This is a genomic window from Actinotignum sanguinis, from assembly GCF_030230305.1.
Taxonomy (GTDB): domain Bacteria; phylum Actinomycetota; class Actinomycetes; order Actinomycetales; family Actinomycetaceae; genus Actinotignum; species Actinotignum sanguinis.
The window spans coordinates 42,362-57,193 of sequence record NZ_JASPCQ010000008.1; the positions used below are offsets into that span (position 1 = coordinate 42,362).

15 protein-coding genes are annotated in these 14,832 nt (G+C 63.3%); 7 read left to right on the forward strand and 8 right to left on the reverse strand.

Annotation, left to right across the window (positions count from 1 at the left end; all coding sequences use genetic code 11):
• Positions 1 to 26 precede the first annotated feature (26 nt).
• From QP828_RS05660 to QP828_RS05675, 4 genes are all read right to left on the reverse strand, one after another.
• The gene (locus QP828_RS05660) at positions 27 to 698 is read right to left on the reverse strand and encodes a histidine phosphatase family protein (RefSeq protein WP_016441782.1); all 672 of its coding nucleotides are present in this window, start codon (positions 696 to 698) and stop codon (positions 27 to 29) included.
• A gap of 86 nt (positions 699 to 784) precedes the next feature.
• Positions 785 to 1,291: a MarR family winged helix-turn-helix transcriptional regulator gene (locus QP828_RS05665; protein ID WP_016441783.1), complete on the reverse strand. Its 507-nt coding sequence runs from the start codon at positions 1,289 to 1,291 to the stop codon at positions 785 to 787.
• 440 nt (positions 1,292 to 1,731) lie between these two features.
• Positions 1,732 to 1,830, reverse strand: a complete 99-nt coding sequence (locus QP828_RS05670; RefSeq protein WP_005504750.1) for a 30S ribosomal protein bS22 — start codon at positions 1,828 to 1,830, stop codon at positions 1,732 to 1,734.
• Between the two features lie 169 nt (positions 1,831 to 1,999).
• The gene (locus QP828_RS05675; RefSeq protein WP_039898405.1) at positions 2,000 to 2,206 is read right to left on the reverse strand and encodes a helix-turn-helix domain-containing protein; all 207 of its coding nucleotides are present in this window, start codon (positions 2,204 to 2,206) and stop codon (positions 2,000 to 2,002) included.
• A 187-nt stretch (positions 2,207 to 2,393) separates the two neighbouring features.
• Here QP828_RS05675 and QP828_RS05680 point away from each other — a divergent pair, with 187 nt between their 5' ends.
• Positions 2,394 to 3,794, forward strand: a complete 1,401-nt coding sequence (locus QP828_RS05680) for a TrkH family potassium uptake protein (protein ID WP_016441785.1) — start codon at positions 2,394 to 2,396, stop codon at positions 3,792 to 3,794.
• Between the two features lie 25 nt (positions 3,795 to 3,819).
• On the opposite strand, the gene QP828_RS05685 is transcribed toward QP828_RS05680, so the two are convergent.
• Positions 3,820 to 4,059, reverse strand: a complete 240-nt coding sequence (locus QP828_RS05685) for a hypothetical protein (RefSeq protein ID WP_016441786.1) — start codon at positions 4,057 to 4,059, stop codon at positions 3,820 to 3,822.
• 286 nt (positions 4,060 to 4,345) lie between these two features.
• On the opposite strand from QP828_RS05685, the gene QP828_RS05690 reads away from it, so the two are divergent.
• Positions 4,346 to 5,038 (forward strand): potassium channel family protein, encoded by a 693-nt coding sequence (locus QP828_RS05690; RefSeq protein ID WP_274732394.1) that lies wholly within the window; start codon positions 4,346 to 4,348, stop codon positions 5,036 to 5,038.
• A gap of 37 nt (positions 5,039 to 5,075) precedes the next feature.
• Positions 5,076 to 6,452, forward strand: a complete 1,377-nt coding sequence (gene radA / locus QP828_RS05695; protein WP_016441788.1) for a DNA repair protein RadA — start codon at positions 5,076 to 5,078, stop codon at positions 6,450 to 6,452.
• Positions 6,453 to 6,518: 66 nt separating this feature from the next.
• On the opposite strand, the gene QP828_RS05700 is transcribed toward radA, so the two are convergent.
• Positions 6,519 to 7,265, reverse strand: coding sequence for a hypothetical protein (locus QP828_RS05700; RefSeq protein ID WP_196800214.1), 747 nt, complete (start codon positions 7,263 to 7,265; stop codon positions 6,519 to 6,521).
• Positions 7,266 to 7,920: 655 nt separating this feature from the next.
• On the opposite strand from QP828_RS05700, the gene QP828_RS05705 reads away from it, so the two are divergent.
• Complete coding sequence (locus QP828_RS05705) at positions 7,921 to 8,817, forward strand: HhH-GPD family protein (RefSeq protein WP_016441790.1); 897 nt, start codon at positions 7,921 to 7,923, stop codon at positions 8,815 to 8,817.
• Here QP828_RS05705 and QP828_RS05710 read toward each other — a convergent pair.
• Positions 8,767 to 9,846, reverse strand: a complete 1,080-nt coding sequence (locus QP828_RS05710; protein WP_274732393.1) for an alpha/beta hydrolase fold domain-containing protein — start codon at positions 9,844 to 9,846, stop codon at positions 8,767 to 8,769. The genes QP828_RS05705 and QP828_RS05710 overlap by 51 nt on opposite strands.
• A gap of 43 nt (positions 9,847 to 9,889) precedes the next feature.
• Here QP828_RS05710 and QP828_RS05715 point away from each other — a divergent pair, with 43 nt between their 5' ends.
• Complete coding sequence (locus QP828_RS05715) at positions 9,890 to 11,638, forward strand: L-lactate permease (protein ID WP_016441792.1); 1,749 nt, start codon at positions 9,890 to 9,892, stop codon at positions 11,636 to 11,638.
• Positions 11,639 to 11,759: 121 nt separating this feature from the next.
• Positions 11,760 to 12,608 carry an SMP-30/gluconolactonase/LRE family protein gene (locus QP828_RS05720; RefSeq protein ID WP_016441793.1) on the forward strand — a complete coding sequence of 283 codons (849 nt, stop codon included), beginning with the start codon at positions 11,760 to 11,762 and terminating at the stop codon, positions 12,606 to 12,608.
• On the opposite strand, the gene QP828_RS05725 is transcribed toward QP828_RS05720, so the two are convergent.
• Positions 12,586 to 13,272, reverse strand: a complete 687-nt coding sequence (locus QP828_RS05725) for a GntR family transcriptional regulator (RefSeq protein ID WP_016441794.1) — start codon at positions 13,270 to 13,272, stop codon at positions 12,586 to 12,588. The genes QP828_RS05720 and QP828_RS05725 overlap by 23 nt on opposite strands.
• Before the next feature lie 196 nt (positions 13,273 to 13,468).
• Here QP828_RS05725 and QP828_RS05730 point away from each other — a divergent pair, with 196 nt between their 5' ends.
• On the forward strand, positions 13,469 to 14,752 hold the full coding sequence (locus tag QP828_RS05730) for an MFS transporter (protein ID WP_274732391.1): 1,284 nt from the start codon (positions 13,469 to 13,471) through the stop codon (positions 14,750 to 14,752).
• Positions 14,753 to 14,832 lie beyond the last annotated feature (80 nt).

Sequence of the window (14,832 nt, forward strand, 5' to 3'; positions counted from 1 at the left end):
CACCGTAACTCCCGCGGAGTTCCAGATCAGTCTCCGCGGTTTTCATCAGCCGCGGAGATCCCCGGCGTGATATCGCGTGCCCGGGCCAGGAGTTCAGCCGCGGGTTCGGCATAATCCACCGCCACCAAACTGGTGCCCTGGAATGTTAACGAGGTCACCGAACACAGCGCGCACTGGCGCCGGCGCGGGTCGTGGGCGAGGGAGCGCCCCTCCACGAAGGAGCGCAGCGTCCAAATCGGAAGTTGGTGGGAAACAAGGACCGCTTCACCGCCGCGCGCTGCTGCGAGCCCGCTGCGCACCGCATTCGTCATACGCGCTGCGATATCCGTATATGGCTCACCCCAGGAGGGCCGGAAGGGGTTGATGTACCACGGCCAGAATTTCGGGGAGGCCAAGATCCACCGATTCCGGTTGACGTTGATGCCCTCGAAATTATTGCCCGCTTCGATGAGATTGGCGTCGGTGCTAATCTCGAGGTCGAAGAGGTGCGCGGTAGGTGTGGCAGTTTCAATAGCCCGTTCGAGCGGAGAGGATATCACCGCGCGGACATCATGCCCGCGAAAGAAATCCCGAACGCTGCCGGCCATCTCCCGGCCCAGATCGGTGAGGTGAAAACCGGGTTGGCGGCCGTAAAGTTCGCCGCTGGGGTTATCCACCTCTCCGTGGCGGACCAGGTGAACAACTGTTACGTCAATCATGATGCCAGTCTACGGCACCGGGAGCTGCCGGCCGGACAAAGCTAAGTTCCCTGGGGGAGCTCACTCCGACCGGCGTGCCCGAACGTCTACCAAATATCCGCGGGGTTACCCACGAGGCGGGCACACAGCTCGCCCATCTTGAGAAAGTCATCGTGACCGAGTTTGTCCACGAGGTGAGCGCGAACTGACATGACGTGGGTGACGGCCGCCTTCTCGAGCAGCGCGAAACCAGCATCGGTGAGAGTGCAATCCACCCCGCGCCGGTCATGCGCGTTGGCGGAACGGGCTACCAAGCCGCGCGCCTCGAGGCGGCGGACGGTGTGGGTGAGCCGCGAGCGGGAATGTACCATCACATCAGCGAGAGTCGACATCCGCATGCAGCGATTTTCCGCCTCGGAGAGACGGGCGAGAACGTCATATTCGTTCAATGACAAATTGTAATTGACCATGAGTGCGTGATTAAGCGCCTCTGCGGTCACGGCTGTCGCGCGCAGATACGCGCGCCAGGCAAATTGTTCCTCTTCAGAAAGCCAGCGAACTTCCGCGGCCATGAGATTCTTCCCTTCGTCAGGCACGATGTCACGTCGTGACATTAACGGCAACTCACACGGGACGTGCGAGTCTTCATTACGTCGTTGCGCCCGCGCCGGACGCAACGCACCCGGCTTCCACCGGGTGAACGATGACGCCACTTCTCCTAATTTTCCCACGTGGGAACGCTGGGGCGAAAGGCCTTAAGCGGTGCTGTTTCACGGTGCCGCACCCGGCATCTGCATGCCTGTGCAACACCGCAAACCATAGCATCATGTGAAGTATACCTTTGTACGAACATAACTCAGAGTTACTTTCTCTTTTTAAGAAAGGCGAGCCTTACCTCAATAGTCATATTGATATGTATCTTTGCCCGAATTGTCAAGGTTCATCCGGGCAATACCTCATAAATATGTGAGCACTTTCACTTACCGATTTTCTACGGTATCGCCGTACCAAAACAAAAAGGCCCGGACATCCGGGCCCTTCCGCACGCGGGGAACTACTTCTTGTTCCGACGCTGGTGGCGAGTTTTACGCAGCAGCTTACGATGCTTTTTCTTCGACATACGCTTGCGGCGCTTCTTAATAACGGAACCCACAGGCACCTCCAAAACTAGATCGCGGGGAATCGCCCCGATGGAACATCACAGTATCTTACCGGCCCGCGCCCGCCTATGCGTAGCGCGTGAATCAGAACACGGTTAAATTCACAACCGCTCCGGACCGCCACCGTTTCGGGTAACGACGCCGTACCGGCCGCGCGCCGAACTATTCCCCCACCACGCGCTGTTGCGGGGCGCTATTTCCGGACAGGAGCGCTTCGACGGCGCTGGCGGGTACCCGGTAGGAACTTCCCACCCGCACGGCCGGCAGATCGCCGGCGTGAACCATGCGATAGACGGTCATCTTCGAGACACGCGTCAATTCAGCCACTTCCGCGACGGTGTAAAACTGCGGAGACGAAGGCATCTGCATCTGGTTCATCCCATCATCCTGGAGTAATTTTTTGCCACATCGGCAACAGCTACAGCAAGGATATCCCATATTCTCAGCGTTCACAGCTTTTTAACCATGATCTTGACGGCAGGGGAATATACTACGGAACAGGTACGCGGCGCTTTTCTTGGCCGCAGCCGGTAGCTCGAGGACCCGGAGGACGCCCATGGCAGCACACCCTGAGGTGGCATCCGCACGCCTGAGCTGGCGTGATCGCCTGGCGGCTGCGGGTGGGCGCGTGGATCGAGTGGCGCGGGATCGGCCAGCTCGTTTGGCTCTGTTGATCTTCGCGCTCATTATTTTGCTTCTCACCGCCGCACTGTCTTTGCCCTTGGCTACCACCACGGGAAAGAGCGCTCCTTTTATTGATGCACTCTTTACCGCGACGTCCTCCGTATGTGTGACCGGTTTGGTGACGGTTGATACCGCCACGTATTGGTCGGTTTGGGGACAGCTTTTCATTTCTTTCGGGCTCATTGTGGGTGGCTTGGGCGTCATGACACTCGCCTCGATTCTGGGGCGGGCGGTTTCGAGACACGTGGGGCTCACCCAACGCATGCTCACCGCGGAAGAAAATCAATCGAGCCTGGGCGAAGTGGGTACGCTGCTGCGCGCGGTTATTATTGTGGCCTCGACGGCGCAGGCCATCTTATTCCTGGCCCTCCTCCCCTTCTTCTTGCGTAATGGCGAGGCCCTCCTTCACGCTCTCTCGCATTCCTATTTCATGGCAGTCTCCATCTTTAATAACGGCGGCTTCGTGATCATGCCCGAGGGCGTGAGCCCGTATGTGGGTCAGTGGGCGCTGACTATCCCGATTATTTTGGGGACTGTTGCCGGGGCCATTGGCTTCCCGGTGGTCTTGGATATGTGGCGTCATCGTGCCCGCCCGCGCAAATGGTCTGTGACCACGAAAATCACGCTGGTGACCTATATCAGCTTGGCGGTGCTCGGCGCGGTTTTCCTGGCGGTCCTGGAATGGAATAACCCGAATACCCTGGGCAATCTGGCGGTAGCCGATAAAATCAACGCCGCGCTCACACTTTCGGTAGATGCGCGTTCCACGGGCTTGACCACAATCGATGTGGGGGCAATGGGTGAAACGTCGTGGATTCTCCTGGACTCCCTCATGTTTATCGGTGGCGGTTCAGCTTCTGCGGCAGGCGGCATTAAGGTAACGACTTTCGCGGTGCTTTTGCTGGCCATTCGCGCCGAGGCGCGGGGTGATCGCGATACGGAAGCTTTCGGTAAGCGTATCCCTGCCGAGGTGTTGCGCCTGGCTATCGCAGCGACCTTCGCCGGCGGGATCATGGTGGTGACCGGTTCGGTGGCACTGCTTCAGCTGACGAATTTCACCTTCTCCGAGATTCTGGTTGAGGTGATTTCAGCTTTCGCTACCTGCGGTTTAAGCACCGGGATCACCGGGGCACTGCCGGCGAGCGCGAAGTTTGTGCTGGTGCTCCTCATGTTCTTTGGGCGCACGGGCACGATGACGCTCGCGGCCGCTTTGGCGCTACGGTCACGACGCCGCACCATCCGGCTGCCCGAGGAACGACCGATTATTGGCTGAGCTGGTACGCCGCTAATCCCAGAATTTACCTACGCGAGCCACGGTGTTTCGTGCCGGCTGCGCCGCCGTCGTTCCTAAAAATACTGCGCAAAGAAGAGATGAACATAAGCACCGCGACCACTATGGCCGGGGCAATGGCATTCGGGGTTGCCGGCGGGAAAATGTGGTTGAGAAGGGTGACCGTCAGATAAGCAACCCCGCCGCCAATCGCGGCCACTACGAGCGCATTGATAAGGCCTAGCGCAAGCGCGCGCCAATCCTTCATAACATCCCCTACCTACCCGGGCCGATAACCGGCGGATGCCTTTATCCTAAACCGTGCGAAGTTCCCATCACGAGTGTTCCCGTGACAAACCTTCATCTTTTACATCGAGATATTTCACGTACCACGAGATACTGTTCCATAATGACCTACCTTTCTTCGATATCGGTTGAGTATGTTTACGCAGGGTTGCTGCATGACTCTATGGTGACACGGGCTTACGACAAGAATTTTGACGCGGAGCGTTAGACTACGAGCCAGAGATATTGTGACCGGAGAAAGGGCGGCTATGCCGGATACGCGCGATGAACAAGCCATCCTCGTGGTGGGGCTGGGGCGTTTTTCGACCGCTATCGCCACCACGCTCGATGATTTGGGGCGTGACGTGCTCGTCGTCGAAAAGAATCCCGATACCGCGCAGCGCTGGAGCCACCGCCTGCGGGTGGTGGAAGGTGACGCCACCAGCATGGAGGTGCTCGACCAGGTGGGCGCCGGGGATTTCACCGTGGCCGTGGTGGGCGTGGGGACCTCGTTGGAGGCCTCCGTGCTGGTGACCGCGAACCTGGTTGACCTGGGGATTCCGCAGATTTGGGCGAAAGCGGTTTCGCGTGCGCACGGGCGGATTTTGCGACGCATCGGCGCGCACCACGTTATTTATCCGGAGTACGACGCCGGAACGCGCGTGGCACATATGGTCTCAGGCCGAATGCTCGACTATATCGAGATGGAGGACGGCTTCTCCATCGTGAAAATGCGGCCGCCGCGGGAAATTCGCGGCTTCACCATCGCAGAATCGCGTATTCGCGAGCGTTTCGGGGTGCGGATTATCGGGGTGAAGGCCCCGAACCAACCCTTCGAGTACGCCACCGAGGACACCCTCATCGGGGCCGATGACACGATTATTGTGTCTGGCGATACCGAGTTGCTGGAGGAGTTCGCCAACAGGCAGGGCTGGATTCCTGCGGTGGGTTCAGCTCGGTAGCGATTTTTATGTCGGAGGCCCCCTCTAGGATGGAGGCATGGCAAAACAACCGGCAACCGTGTACGAATGCAGCGAGTGTGGGTGGTCCACCGGCAAATGGATGGGCCGCTGCGCGCGGTGCGGCTCGTGGGGCACGCTTGAGCAGCAGAGTCCGGCCGCGCCCTCAGCAGCTCCGGCCGCGTTAGCCCCTACCTCACCGGCGCAACCTATTACCTCCGTGCCGGCTACCGCCGCGCAAAAAATCCCTACCGGGGTATCTGAATTGGATCGGGTACTCGGGGGTGGTTTAGTTCCCGGGGCAGTGGTATTGCTCGCCGGGGAACCGGGAGTGGGGAAATCTACCTTGCTCTTGGATGTGGCGGCGAAGGCCGCGCGCGCTGCTGCGGGCGCGGGGCGGGCGCCGGTTCTCTATATCTCCGGGGAGGAATCCGCATCCCAAGTGCGCCTGCGCGGGGAACGCATCGGGGCGATGGATGAACATCTGCTTCTTGCCTCGGAAAGTGATATCGGGCGAGCTCTGGGGCATATTGAGAATGCCCGGCCTTCCCTGCTTATCGTGGACTCGGTGCAAACCTTGGCCGATGCGGAGGTAGCTGGAACGGCCGGTGGCCCGGCGCAGGTGCGGGCCGTCACCGCGGCGCTCGTGAGCGTGGCCAAAACGCACGGCCTACCGGTGGTGTTGGTCGGGCACGTCACGAAAGATGGCTCCATTGCCGGGCCTCGCGTTCTGGAACATCTGGTTGATGTGGTGTGCCAGTTTGAAGGGGATAAACACTCGCGGCTGCGCCTGGTACGCGCGGTGAAGAACCGCTACGGCGCTACCGATGAAGTGGGGTGTTTTGAACTCACCGAAAATGGAATTGTGGGGCTTCCCGATCCGTCCGGGTTGTTCCTCTCCGCCCGTGATCACACGGTGCCCGGCACCTGCGTATCCATGACTCTCGAAGGGCGGCGGCCCATGCCGGTGGAAGTACAGGGGCTGGTGGTACCTGCTTCCGGGCGGCCGCAGCGCACCAATTCCGGGGTGCTCTCCGCACGGGTGGCCATGATGGTCGCGGTACTCCAGTCACGCCTGGGCTTGAGTTTGGATCAGAAAGATATTTTTGTGTCCACGGTGGGTGGGGCGCAGGCCAGTGAACCGGCTGCGGATGCCGCTATTGCCTTGGCGCTGGCCTCGGCCTACGTGGATCTGCCACTCGCCCCCGGAGTGATCGCCATCGGGGAAGTTGCCCTAACCGGAGAGCTCCGCCCGGTTACCGGGCTCCCCCAACGCCTCAACGAAGCCGCACGGCTCGGTTTCACCCTCGCGATTGTGCCCGAACGCACTGATAGCTCGAAACTACCCGAGGGGATTCGGGTGCAGCGCTGCGCGGATATACGCCAGGCCCTGGAATCGGTGCTCCCCACCGAATAGGAGGTAGCCACCGCACATAGGCAGTAGAGCAACCGGCAGGATCTGGCTAGCTAGCTGGTTAGCTAGTTAGTTTGCAGCTTCAGAATCACCCTCCGGGGCAGGTGCCTCGGCGCCTTCTCCGTTACCAGTTTCCGGAGCGGGTGCCGTTCCTTGAGGATCACCTTGCGCGCCTTCCGCACCGTTCGCAGCGGGATTCGCCTCCGTGCTAGGAGCCGGGCTGGCGTCCGTACTCGCTTCAGAACCGGCCTCATCATTCGGACGAGCGGGTTGCGCCCCGCCCCCGGTCATCAGCTCAAAAACCGCGGTCGCGGGAGAAGCTGCGCCGTCGGCAAAAATAGCTTCCGCCTTGTACGTGCCCGGCGTAGATAGCGAACCCGAGCTACCGCACCCGGCGCCCTCGTTCCCGCCCGGCCACGTCACCGTGGTCACGGCATCCATCCCACGATCCAGCAGCAAACGCCGGTGTTCCTCCCCGGCCCGGCAGGCCGCGGTATTCGCCACCTGGTGCCCGCCGGAAGTAATCGACACATTAAGGTTGCCCCACCCGGCATCCACATAACACGGATTCGTGGTCGACTTATTCGTCAGCTCCACGGAGAAAGACACCGGAGCTCCCGCACCGCGTTCATTATTCGTCACCCGCATCCGCAGCATATCCGGAGTGCAGGCCACCGGCTCATAAAAAGCCGTCGGAACCGCAGCCTGAGCTTCCGCATGTTCCTGAGAGCGCGAAGCCGCGAACCTAAACGTCACAACCGCACCAATAACCACCGCGAGCGCAGCGAAAATCCACAACCAATGCTTCGGCTCCAAACGGGCGAGAATCGTAGCCTTTTCCCGGACCTGCCTCTGCTGCCGCGATCCGGCCGGCAACGTACGACGCCGCCGGGTAGGTGCCGGGCGTTCCCGGCTAGTGCGCTGCCCGGCACGCGCCTGCCCAGCGCGTTCCCGGGGCGCGCGCTCCCGGGAAGTACGTTCCCGCGCACGACGCTCCCGAATTTCCCGCTCTTGACCCGCTCGTGCTTGGCCCGCCCGCTCCCGATTGACGCGCTCCCGGTTTACGTGATCCCGGGGGTTTCGCCGCTGCCGGCTTACACCCTGCTGAGCTGACCTTTGTTGCCCGCCGCGCTTCTGATCACCGCGCGACTGCCCGGTACGTACTTCGCCAGCGCGCTGCCGAGCTGCCGGCATGCCCGCCCGGTTGCTGCGCTGCCCGCGCTCCGATGCTGCCGAAGGGGCTGCGCGACGCTCCGAGCCGCGCTCTTTTCCGCGAACCGGGCGCTCGCGCTGATTCTCCCCGCGCTTCATGCGCGCGGCTCGCCCAGCCTGATCCTCCCGCTGCTCGCGGCCACGCCGCGGCGCAGCACCCGTGGGCCGCTTGTGCGCGCGGCGCTCTCCGCCCGTTTCTTTCACGGATCCACGGTACCAAAACGTGCATATTCCCCGCGTTTCCGGCACACTACAGATAATGCTCAAGAATCTTTTATCGTGGTACGACGGCGCAGCGCGGCCACTACCGTGGCGCGCGCCCGGCACTTCCCCGTGGGCGATTCTCGTATGCGAAGTGATGAGCCAACAAACCCCCGTCGCCCGGGTCGCACCCGCCTGGCGGGCCTGGCTGGAACGCTGGCCCACCCCAGCCGACCTCGCCGCGGCCGCGCCCGCCGATGTGCTCATTATGTGGGGGCGCCTCGGTTACCCACGCCGCGCCCTGCGCCTGCGCGAATGCGCCATCGCCCTGGTGGAACGGCACGGCGGCCAGATCCCGCGCACCCGCGAGGACCTCCTTGCGCTCCCCGGCATCGGTCCCTATACGGCCGACGCCCTCCTCGCCTTCGCCTTTCAGCAACGCTCAGTTGTGCTCGATACGAATATCCGCCGGGTGCTCGCGCGGGTGTACGACGGCGTCGCTCTGCCGCCCGCCCATCAAACAGTCCGGGAACGCACCCTGGCCGATGCGCTTGTTCCCGCGGACGGTCCGGGCGCGGCACGCTGGAACGCTGCTCTGATGGAGCTGGGTGCCCTGGTGTGCACGGCACGCGAACCAGCTTGCGCAATATGCCCGCTGCGCGCGGAATGCCGCTGGCTAGCGGCTGGGAAACCACAGAATGCCGCCCCGCGCACCACCCAGAAATTCACCGGAACCCAGCGGGAAGCACGCGGAAAAATCATGGCGGTTTTGCGTGAACACCGTGGTGGATATACTCGCCCGGACTTGCTTCGGGCTAGCCACCTGAGTGAAAAGCGATTCGTTCCCGCCCTCGCCTCACTCATCGAGGACGGCCTCGCCCAGGAAGTTGCTGGCCGCTACCACCTACCGATTGCTGCGGGTGCGACCGCCAGAGCGGTCCAGAACGTCAGCTAGAAACGCTGCGGTATGAGCGATGATGCGCTCAGCTTCGGGCAGTAACCGCACCCGCTGGAGAAAAGCATGCATCACCCCGGGCACAACCTCCAGGTGCGTGCGCACGGCGCGTGCCTCGAGATGCGCGGCGAGGGCCCGGGTATCGGCCACGAGCGGATCGCACTCCCCGGCCGCGAGGAAAACGGGAGGGCAACCGCGCAGCTCGGTGCGCAGCAGCGCAATATCCGGGGCCGCGGCCCGTTCGGTGGGAGAAGAAAAGTAGAGGGAATCATAGTAGGCGCGGTCAGCGGGACTCATACCATCGGCGCCGCCTGTGCCATCGGCACCGCTTACGCTATCGGGCGGCACGGCAGCGGCGGGCAAACCATATTCACCGTAGTACAAAACGAGCGCGACTATCGGCTTAGCAGCCAGCCTCCGGGCCGCGCGCTGGCACGCATCCGCACCGGCCCCATCCTCACCAGCCCGCCGCGCTAGCCGCCACCAGGTTCCCAGGCTCAAGGTTGCCCCGCACGAATCCCCCGCCAGCACGATGGGATACCCGGGGTATCGCCGGGCCAGCTCCACAACCGCATCCTCACATTCCTCAGATATGCGCGGATAGCGCGCTCGGGGCGCCAGCGTATAGTCCACGCTGACCACCACGCATCCGGTAGCCGCGGCAAGTTCGCGGGTGAGGCGGTCATGGGTGGCCGGACTGCCCACACAGTAACTCCCGCCGTGCAGATACACGATGATAGGCCGGGTGGCACCCGCCGGGAACTGCGTCGTCGTACCTGATCCCGCGGGTGAAAGTGACCGGCATCCGGGCCGATAAAAGCGCACCGGGACCACGCCGTGCCGGGTAGAAAGCTGCTCCGCGTGCCAGGCCACTTCCGAGCCGCCTTCATTCCACCAGCGGTGCTCGGCTTCGTAGCGTGCCTGCATCGCAACGGGTTCTCCGTGCCCGCAATGCGGCAGAGCCAGCCGCGCATCTTGCGCCAGCGCCGCGCGCATCGCGGCGGATAATCTCACGTCCGGGCTAGCCATAAGGTCATCATAAAGGCAGCTCCCGCCCCGGTACGATAAAGGAATGCCTTGTAGCCCCGCGCTGCTCGCCGTACCGAGCCCGCTTTCCGCACTCTTCCCCCCTTCCACGCTCCTCACCAGCGCTACCTTCACGCCCGCGCCCGATGCGGTCGGCGGCCAACTGTGGCTTTCCGCCCTCCTGGCGGCGCTTCCGCTCCTGGTGTTCTTCGTGCTCCTGGGAGTATTTTCCGTCGCCACCCACTGGTGCTCCCTTATTTCCCTCGGTCTGGCCCTGGTCATCGCCGTGACCGGTTTCGGGATGCCAGCTGAGCTAGCGGGGCTCTCCGCACTCCAAGGAGCGGCATTCGGACTCTTCCCCATTTGCTACATCGTCATCATGGCGGTGTGGCTGTATAACCTCACCGAAAGTTCAGGGCGCAGCAAAGACGTCCAGGCCGTTTTCGCAGCGCTGGGCCGCGGTGATATGCGAGTGCAAACCATCCTCATCGGCTTCATTTTCTGCGGCCTCATCGAAGGGCTGGCCGGTTTTGGCGCGCCGGTAGCCATCAGCTGCGCCATGCTACTTGCCATCGGCTTGCCCCCGGTCAAGGCCGCGCTGGCCACCATGGTGGGCAACGGTATTAACGTGGCCCTGGGCGCGATGGGTATCCCCCTCACCACCGTGGCCCGCATGGGCGGGGTGGCCGATCCCATGGACGTAGCCGCGGTGGCCGGGCGCATTATCCCCGTGGTAGCCGTGGGCGTTCCCCTCCTCCTCGTCTTTATCGTGGATGGCAAACGCGGGGTAAAAGACACCTGGCCGGTGGCCCTCACCGCCGGAATCGGCATGGTGGCCGGGCACGTGATCGCCTCGAATTTCATTTCGCACGAACTTATCGCGGTGATCGCCTCCCTCCTCTCCTTCGCGCTCACGGCAGTGCTGCTCACGCGCTGGCACCCGGCCCACACCCCGGCCGAATTCGCCAGTGCCCCCGCCCGCGAGAAGATTTCCGCGAGCAGGGTATTTTTGGGATTGCTTCCCTACCTGCTGGTTGTGGTGGTCCTCGCGGTCACGAAGTTGTGGCGGGTCACCGTGCCCGGCCCGACCGGCCCGCGCCGCATCGAATTCCTGGCCCAAACCGATATCAGCTTCGGTTGGCCCGGCCTGCACGGGCACCTGGTGGACCAGGCCGGTAACGCTCTGAGCACCACCACCTTTACGTTCAACTGGCTCTCCTCCCCGGGGACAATGCTTTTCCTCACCGGAGTGGTGGTCACTGCCGTGTACGCACGCTGCTCCTCCGGCGGGCGTTACCCCTATTCTTTCCGCACCGGCTTGGCTACCCTGGGTGCCACCGTGGCGAACCTGGCCGTCACCGTGGGAACGATTGCCACCATTATGGCCCTCGCCTACGTCATGAATTTCTCCGGTCAGACCCAGGCCATCGGCGCTTTCATGGCCCTGGCCGGCACCGCTTTCGCGGCGCTCTCCGCGTTCCTGGGTTGGATCGGCACCGCGGTGACCGGCTCGGCCACCTCCTCGGCCGCACTCTTCGGGAACCTGCAAGCCACCGCCGCGGCCGGGGCCGGCATCGACCCGCATCTCCTCCTGGCCGCCAACCAGCTCGGGGGCGGGCTCGGGAAAATCGTGAGCCCGCAAAACCTCGCGATTGCGGCTACCGCGGTGCGCGCCCCGGGTAGCGAACCCGAGCTTCTGCGCCGCGGCGCTGCGTATTCCCTCGGGTTACTCGCCCTCCTCACAATCGTCGTTGTGCTGGCGGCGAGCGGGGTGCTCGGCTTCATTACCGCGTAGCGGGCGCACTACCGTGTGCGGCTAACTAGACCCGGCGCACTACCCGTGTGCGGCTAGCCAGCCTCGGCGCGCTACCGTGTGCGGCTAGCCAGCCTCGGCGCGCTCGCCTACGCTGGAGACCATGGCTTTTGAACAAATTACCGACGTGGTTGCTTTCCACGCCGAAGGCCCGGTGTGGTCGAGTTCCTGGGGCGGGCTGCGTTTCGTGGATATGCTCGCCGGCGATCTGCTTACCCTGCGTAGCGATGGCGGGGTGGATCGCCTGGCCACCGGCTCGAAAATCGCAGCATTTGTGCGCCCGCGCACCGGCGGAGGTTACGTCGTCGCCACCGAACGCGGCCTGGCCTTAGCCGATACCGCCACGGCCGCCCCGCGCGAAGCCACCACCCTGTGGAACAGCCCGGCTTACCGCATGAACGAAGGCACCGCGGACCCGTGGGGCTACCTCTACGCCGGCTCCATGCCGTATACGCGCGATGCCACCACCCGCGGTACCGCGCGTCTCTACCGTATCTCCCCCGCCCTCGAGGTCAGCGTGGTGCTGGATTCGGTCACCACCTCGAACGGCATCGGCTTTTCGCCAGACCGCACCCGCGCCTACTACATCGACACCTCCACGCGCGCCATTTCTGTTTTTGAGGTCGACGACGCAGGCAACCTCCACCACCGCAGCGACTTCCACCGCGTGGAAGGCGCGAGCCCGGACGGGCTGACTGTGGATAGCGAAGGAAGTGTGTGGGTAGCCCTCAACCGGGCTGGAATCATCCGCGTACTTGATCCGAGCGGACAGACCGTGCAGGAATACCAACTCCCGGTCACCGGGACCACCGCGGTAACCCTGGGCGGGAAGGACGGCAAGGATGTTTTCGTGACCGTCTCGCGCGAAAATGATGATTCGCGGGGCGCGGGAGCACTGTGGTGGATGGACGGACCGGTAGCCGGCCAGCCTACCTTGCCTTTTGCTGGCTAACGCCGCCGGTACCCGAAAGCGCCGCGCCCGCCTCCACGCCGAGCCGGGCCTGGCGCGCCCGTTGCAAAGCGCGTAGCGCCTCCCAGGCGCTCTCCTGCCCGAGCAAAACCGCGTCAATCAGCTGATGTTGAGACTGAGCCACGGCGGGATCTTCAACCGCGGGATGGCTGGTATGAGCGCGGCCGGTATCGGTGCCGCGCACCCCGGTATTCGGAGAAGCGGCATCAGCGCAGCTAGCCGCATACAAAATAGTGTGGAACGTGAGCGGGCGGTGGAGTATTTCCAGGCGTTTGGAACCGGACACTTCCACCAGGGTGTGCAGCACCCGACTGGGTTGCTCCCCGCGGGCCGCGCGCAGCGGGCGCAGATCCGGGTGGCCGGCCATAATCCGCGCCAGGGCCAGGGATTCACTGATATCCAAGAGCGCCACAATCTCCGGAATTTCGGAGCTGCGCACGGTCACGACCCGCGGGTGTTTACGCGCTTCGCGCTCCACTAATCCATCCGCGATAAGCGATTCCACCGCGATGCGGGCGGTGGAACGCGCCACCGAATACTCCTCCGCAATCGCGGCTTCGGCCAGGCGCTCCCCCGGCGCGATATTTCCGGAAAGGATACGTTCGCGCAGGTGGTCAGCCAGATCATCGGCAAGCCGGCGAGCCATAAGCGCTCCTTTCCATCGCGCGGGATAACAAGCGGGGCGAGTACCCGCTCTCGCCTTATCCTAGGTAAACTGACTGTCAGTTTCCAATGTGATTTTACGCCATCGCGTGCGCCAGCTGGCGGCGGGTGGGCAAGGTTGCCCGCGCGAATGCCAGTTTCCACGCGCCCACGCGCCGCATACACCAAAAGGAGGGATGATGGCCGCCACGCGGTTCCCACCGGGCCCCACCCCGGCCCCGGATTACTACCGCTGGCGTGCCCACGTTTTCCTCGTCGTGTATATCGGCTATGTGTTTGCCTACACCACCCGCAATAACCTCAAAGTGGTCTCCGCCCGTTTCGTCACGGAGGAGGGATGGTCGCTCTACCAGGTCGGCTTTGTGCTCAGCGCTTTCACCCTCGCGTACGGGACCGGGAAAATTATTTTCGGGATGGTGGCGGACCGCGTCTCGCTGCGCCGCCTTTTCGGCGGGGCGCTCATCATATCGGGAATTCTATGCATCCTCACCGGGATTCCCAGCTCCGCCCGCGCTCTCGCGGCCCTCACCTTCGCGAACGGGCTGGTGCAATCGGCTCTTGCCCCGGCCGCCCTGGTGCTCTTGGGTGCCTGGTATCCCAATTCTTCCCGCGGTGCACGGGTGGCGATCTGGAATACTTCCCAGAACCTCGGGGCCGCCTTGCTCCCGCTGCTAGCCGGGGCACTCACCGGCTGGCACCTGGCCCGTTTCCATATTTTCCTCATTCCCGGACTGCTCACCATCGCGGTGGGAATATGGGCTTACCGCACCGGTGCCGACCGCCCCTGGCGCCAGGGCCTCCCCACTCTCACCATGCTGTTCGGTTCGGCCGGTACCCCGCAGTTGAACACCCGCGCGGATGGCTACTGGCCTACGGTGGTGCGGGCCGTCCTCACCAACCGCTGGATCCTCACCCTGGTCGGCATTAATACCCTGCTGTATTGCATCCGCTTCGGCGTTATTAACTGGGTGGTTATTTTCGCCGCCGAGCACGCCACCGACCACGACGGAGAAATCGCCTTGGCGGGCGCCGAATTGGCCGCCATCCCGGCTTCTTTCGCCTTCGGTGCCTACGCGGCCCGCCACCCCAACCGGGCCTCCTCCGCCGCCATGAAAGCGATGCTTGCCCTCGCCGTGGTACTCGTCGCTTGGCCCCACCTGGCTTTTAGCAGTTCTTCGGTGGCCGGAGCGCTACTGCTGGGCGCCCTCATTTACGGACCGCAGGTGAGTATTAATATGCTTACCCTGTCGCTCGTTCCCGATAATGTGGCGGGCGCGGCCACCGGGGTGGTGGGGGCGGCCGGCTACCTGGCCGGCGAAACCCTCGCGAATTTCCTTATCCCCCACCTGGTGACCAGCTACGGCTGGACGGTCGCCTACACGAGCCTCGCTCTTACCGCCCTCATCTGCGCGGCCGGCTACGCGAGTTTGCGGGGTCCGGAAATGCGCAGCCTGCGTTTTTAAGAACGACGGCGCAGCTAGCTGGCTTCCAGCACACCCGCGCGGGGCCCGGATCCTCGGGCCCCGCGCCGGCGTCGTCGTAA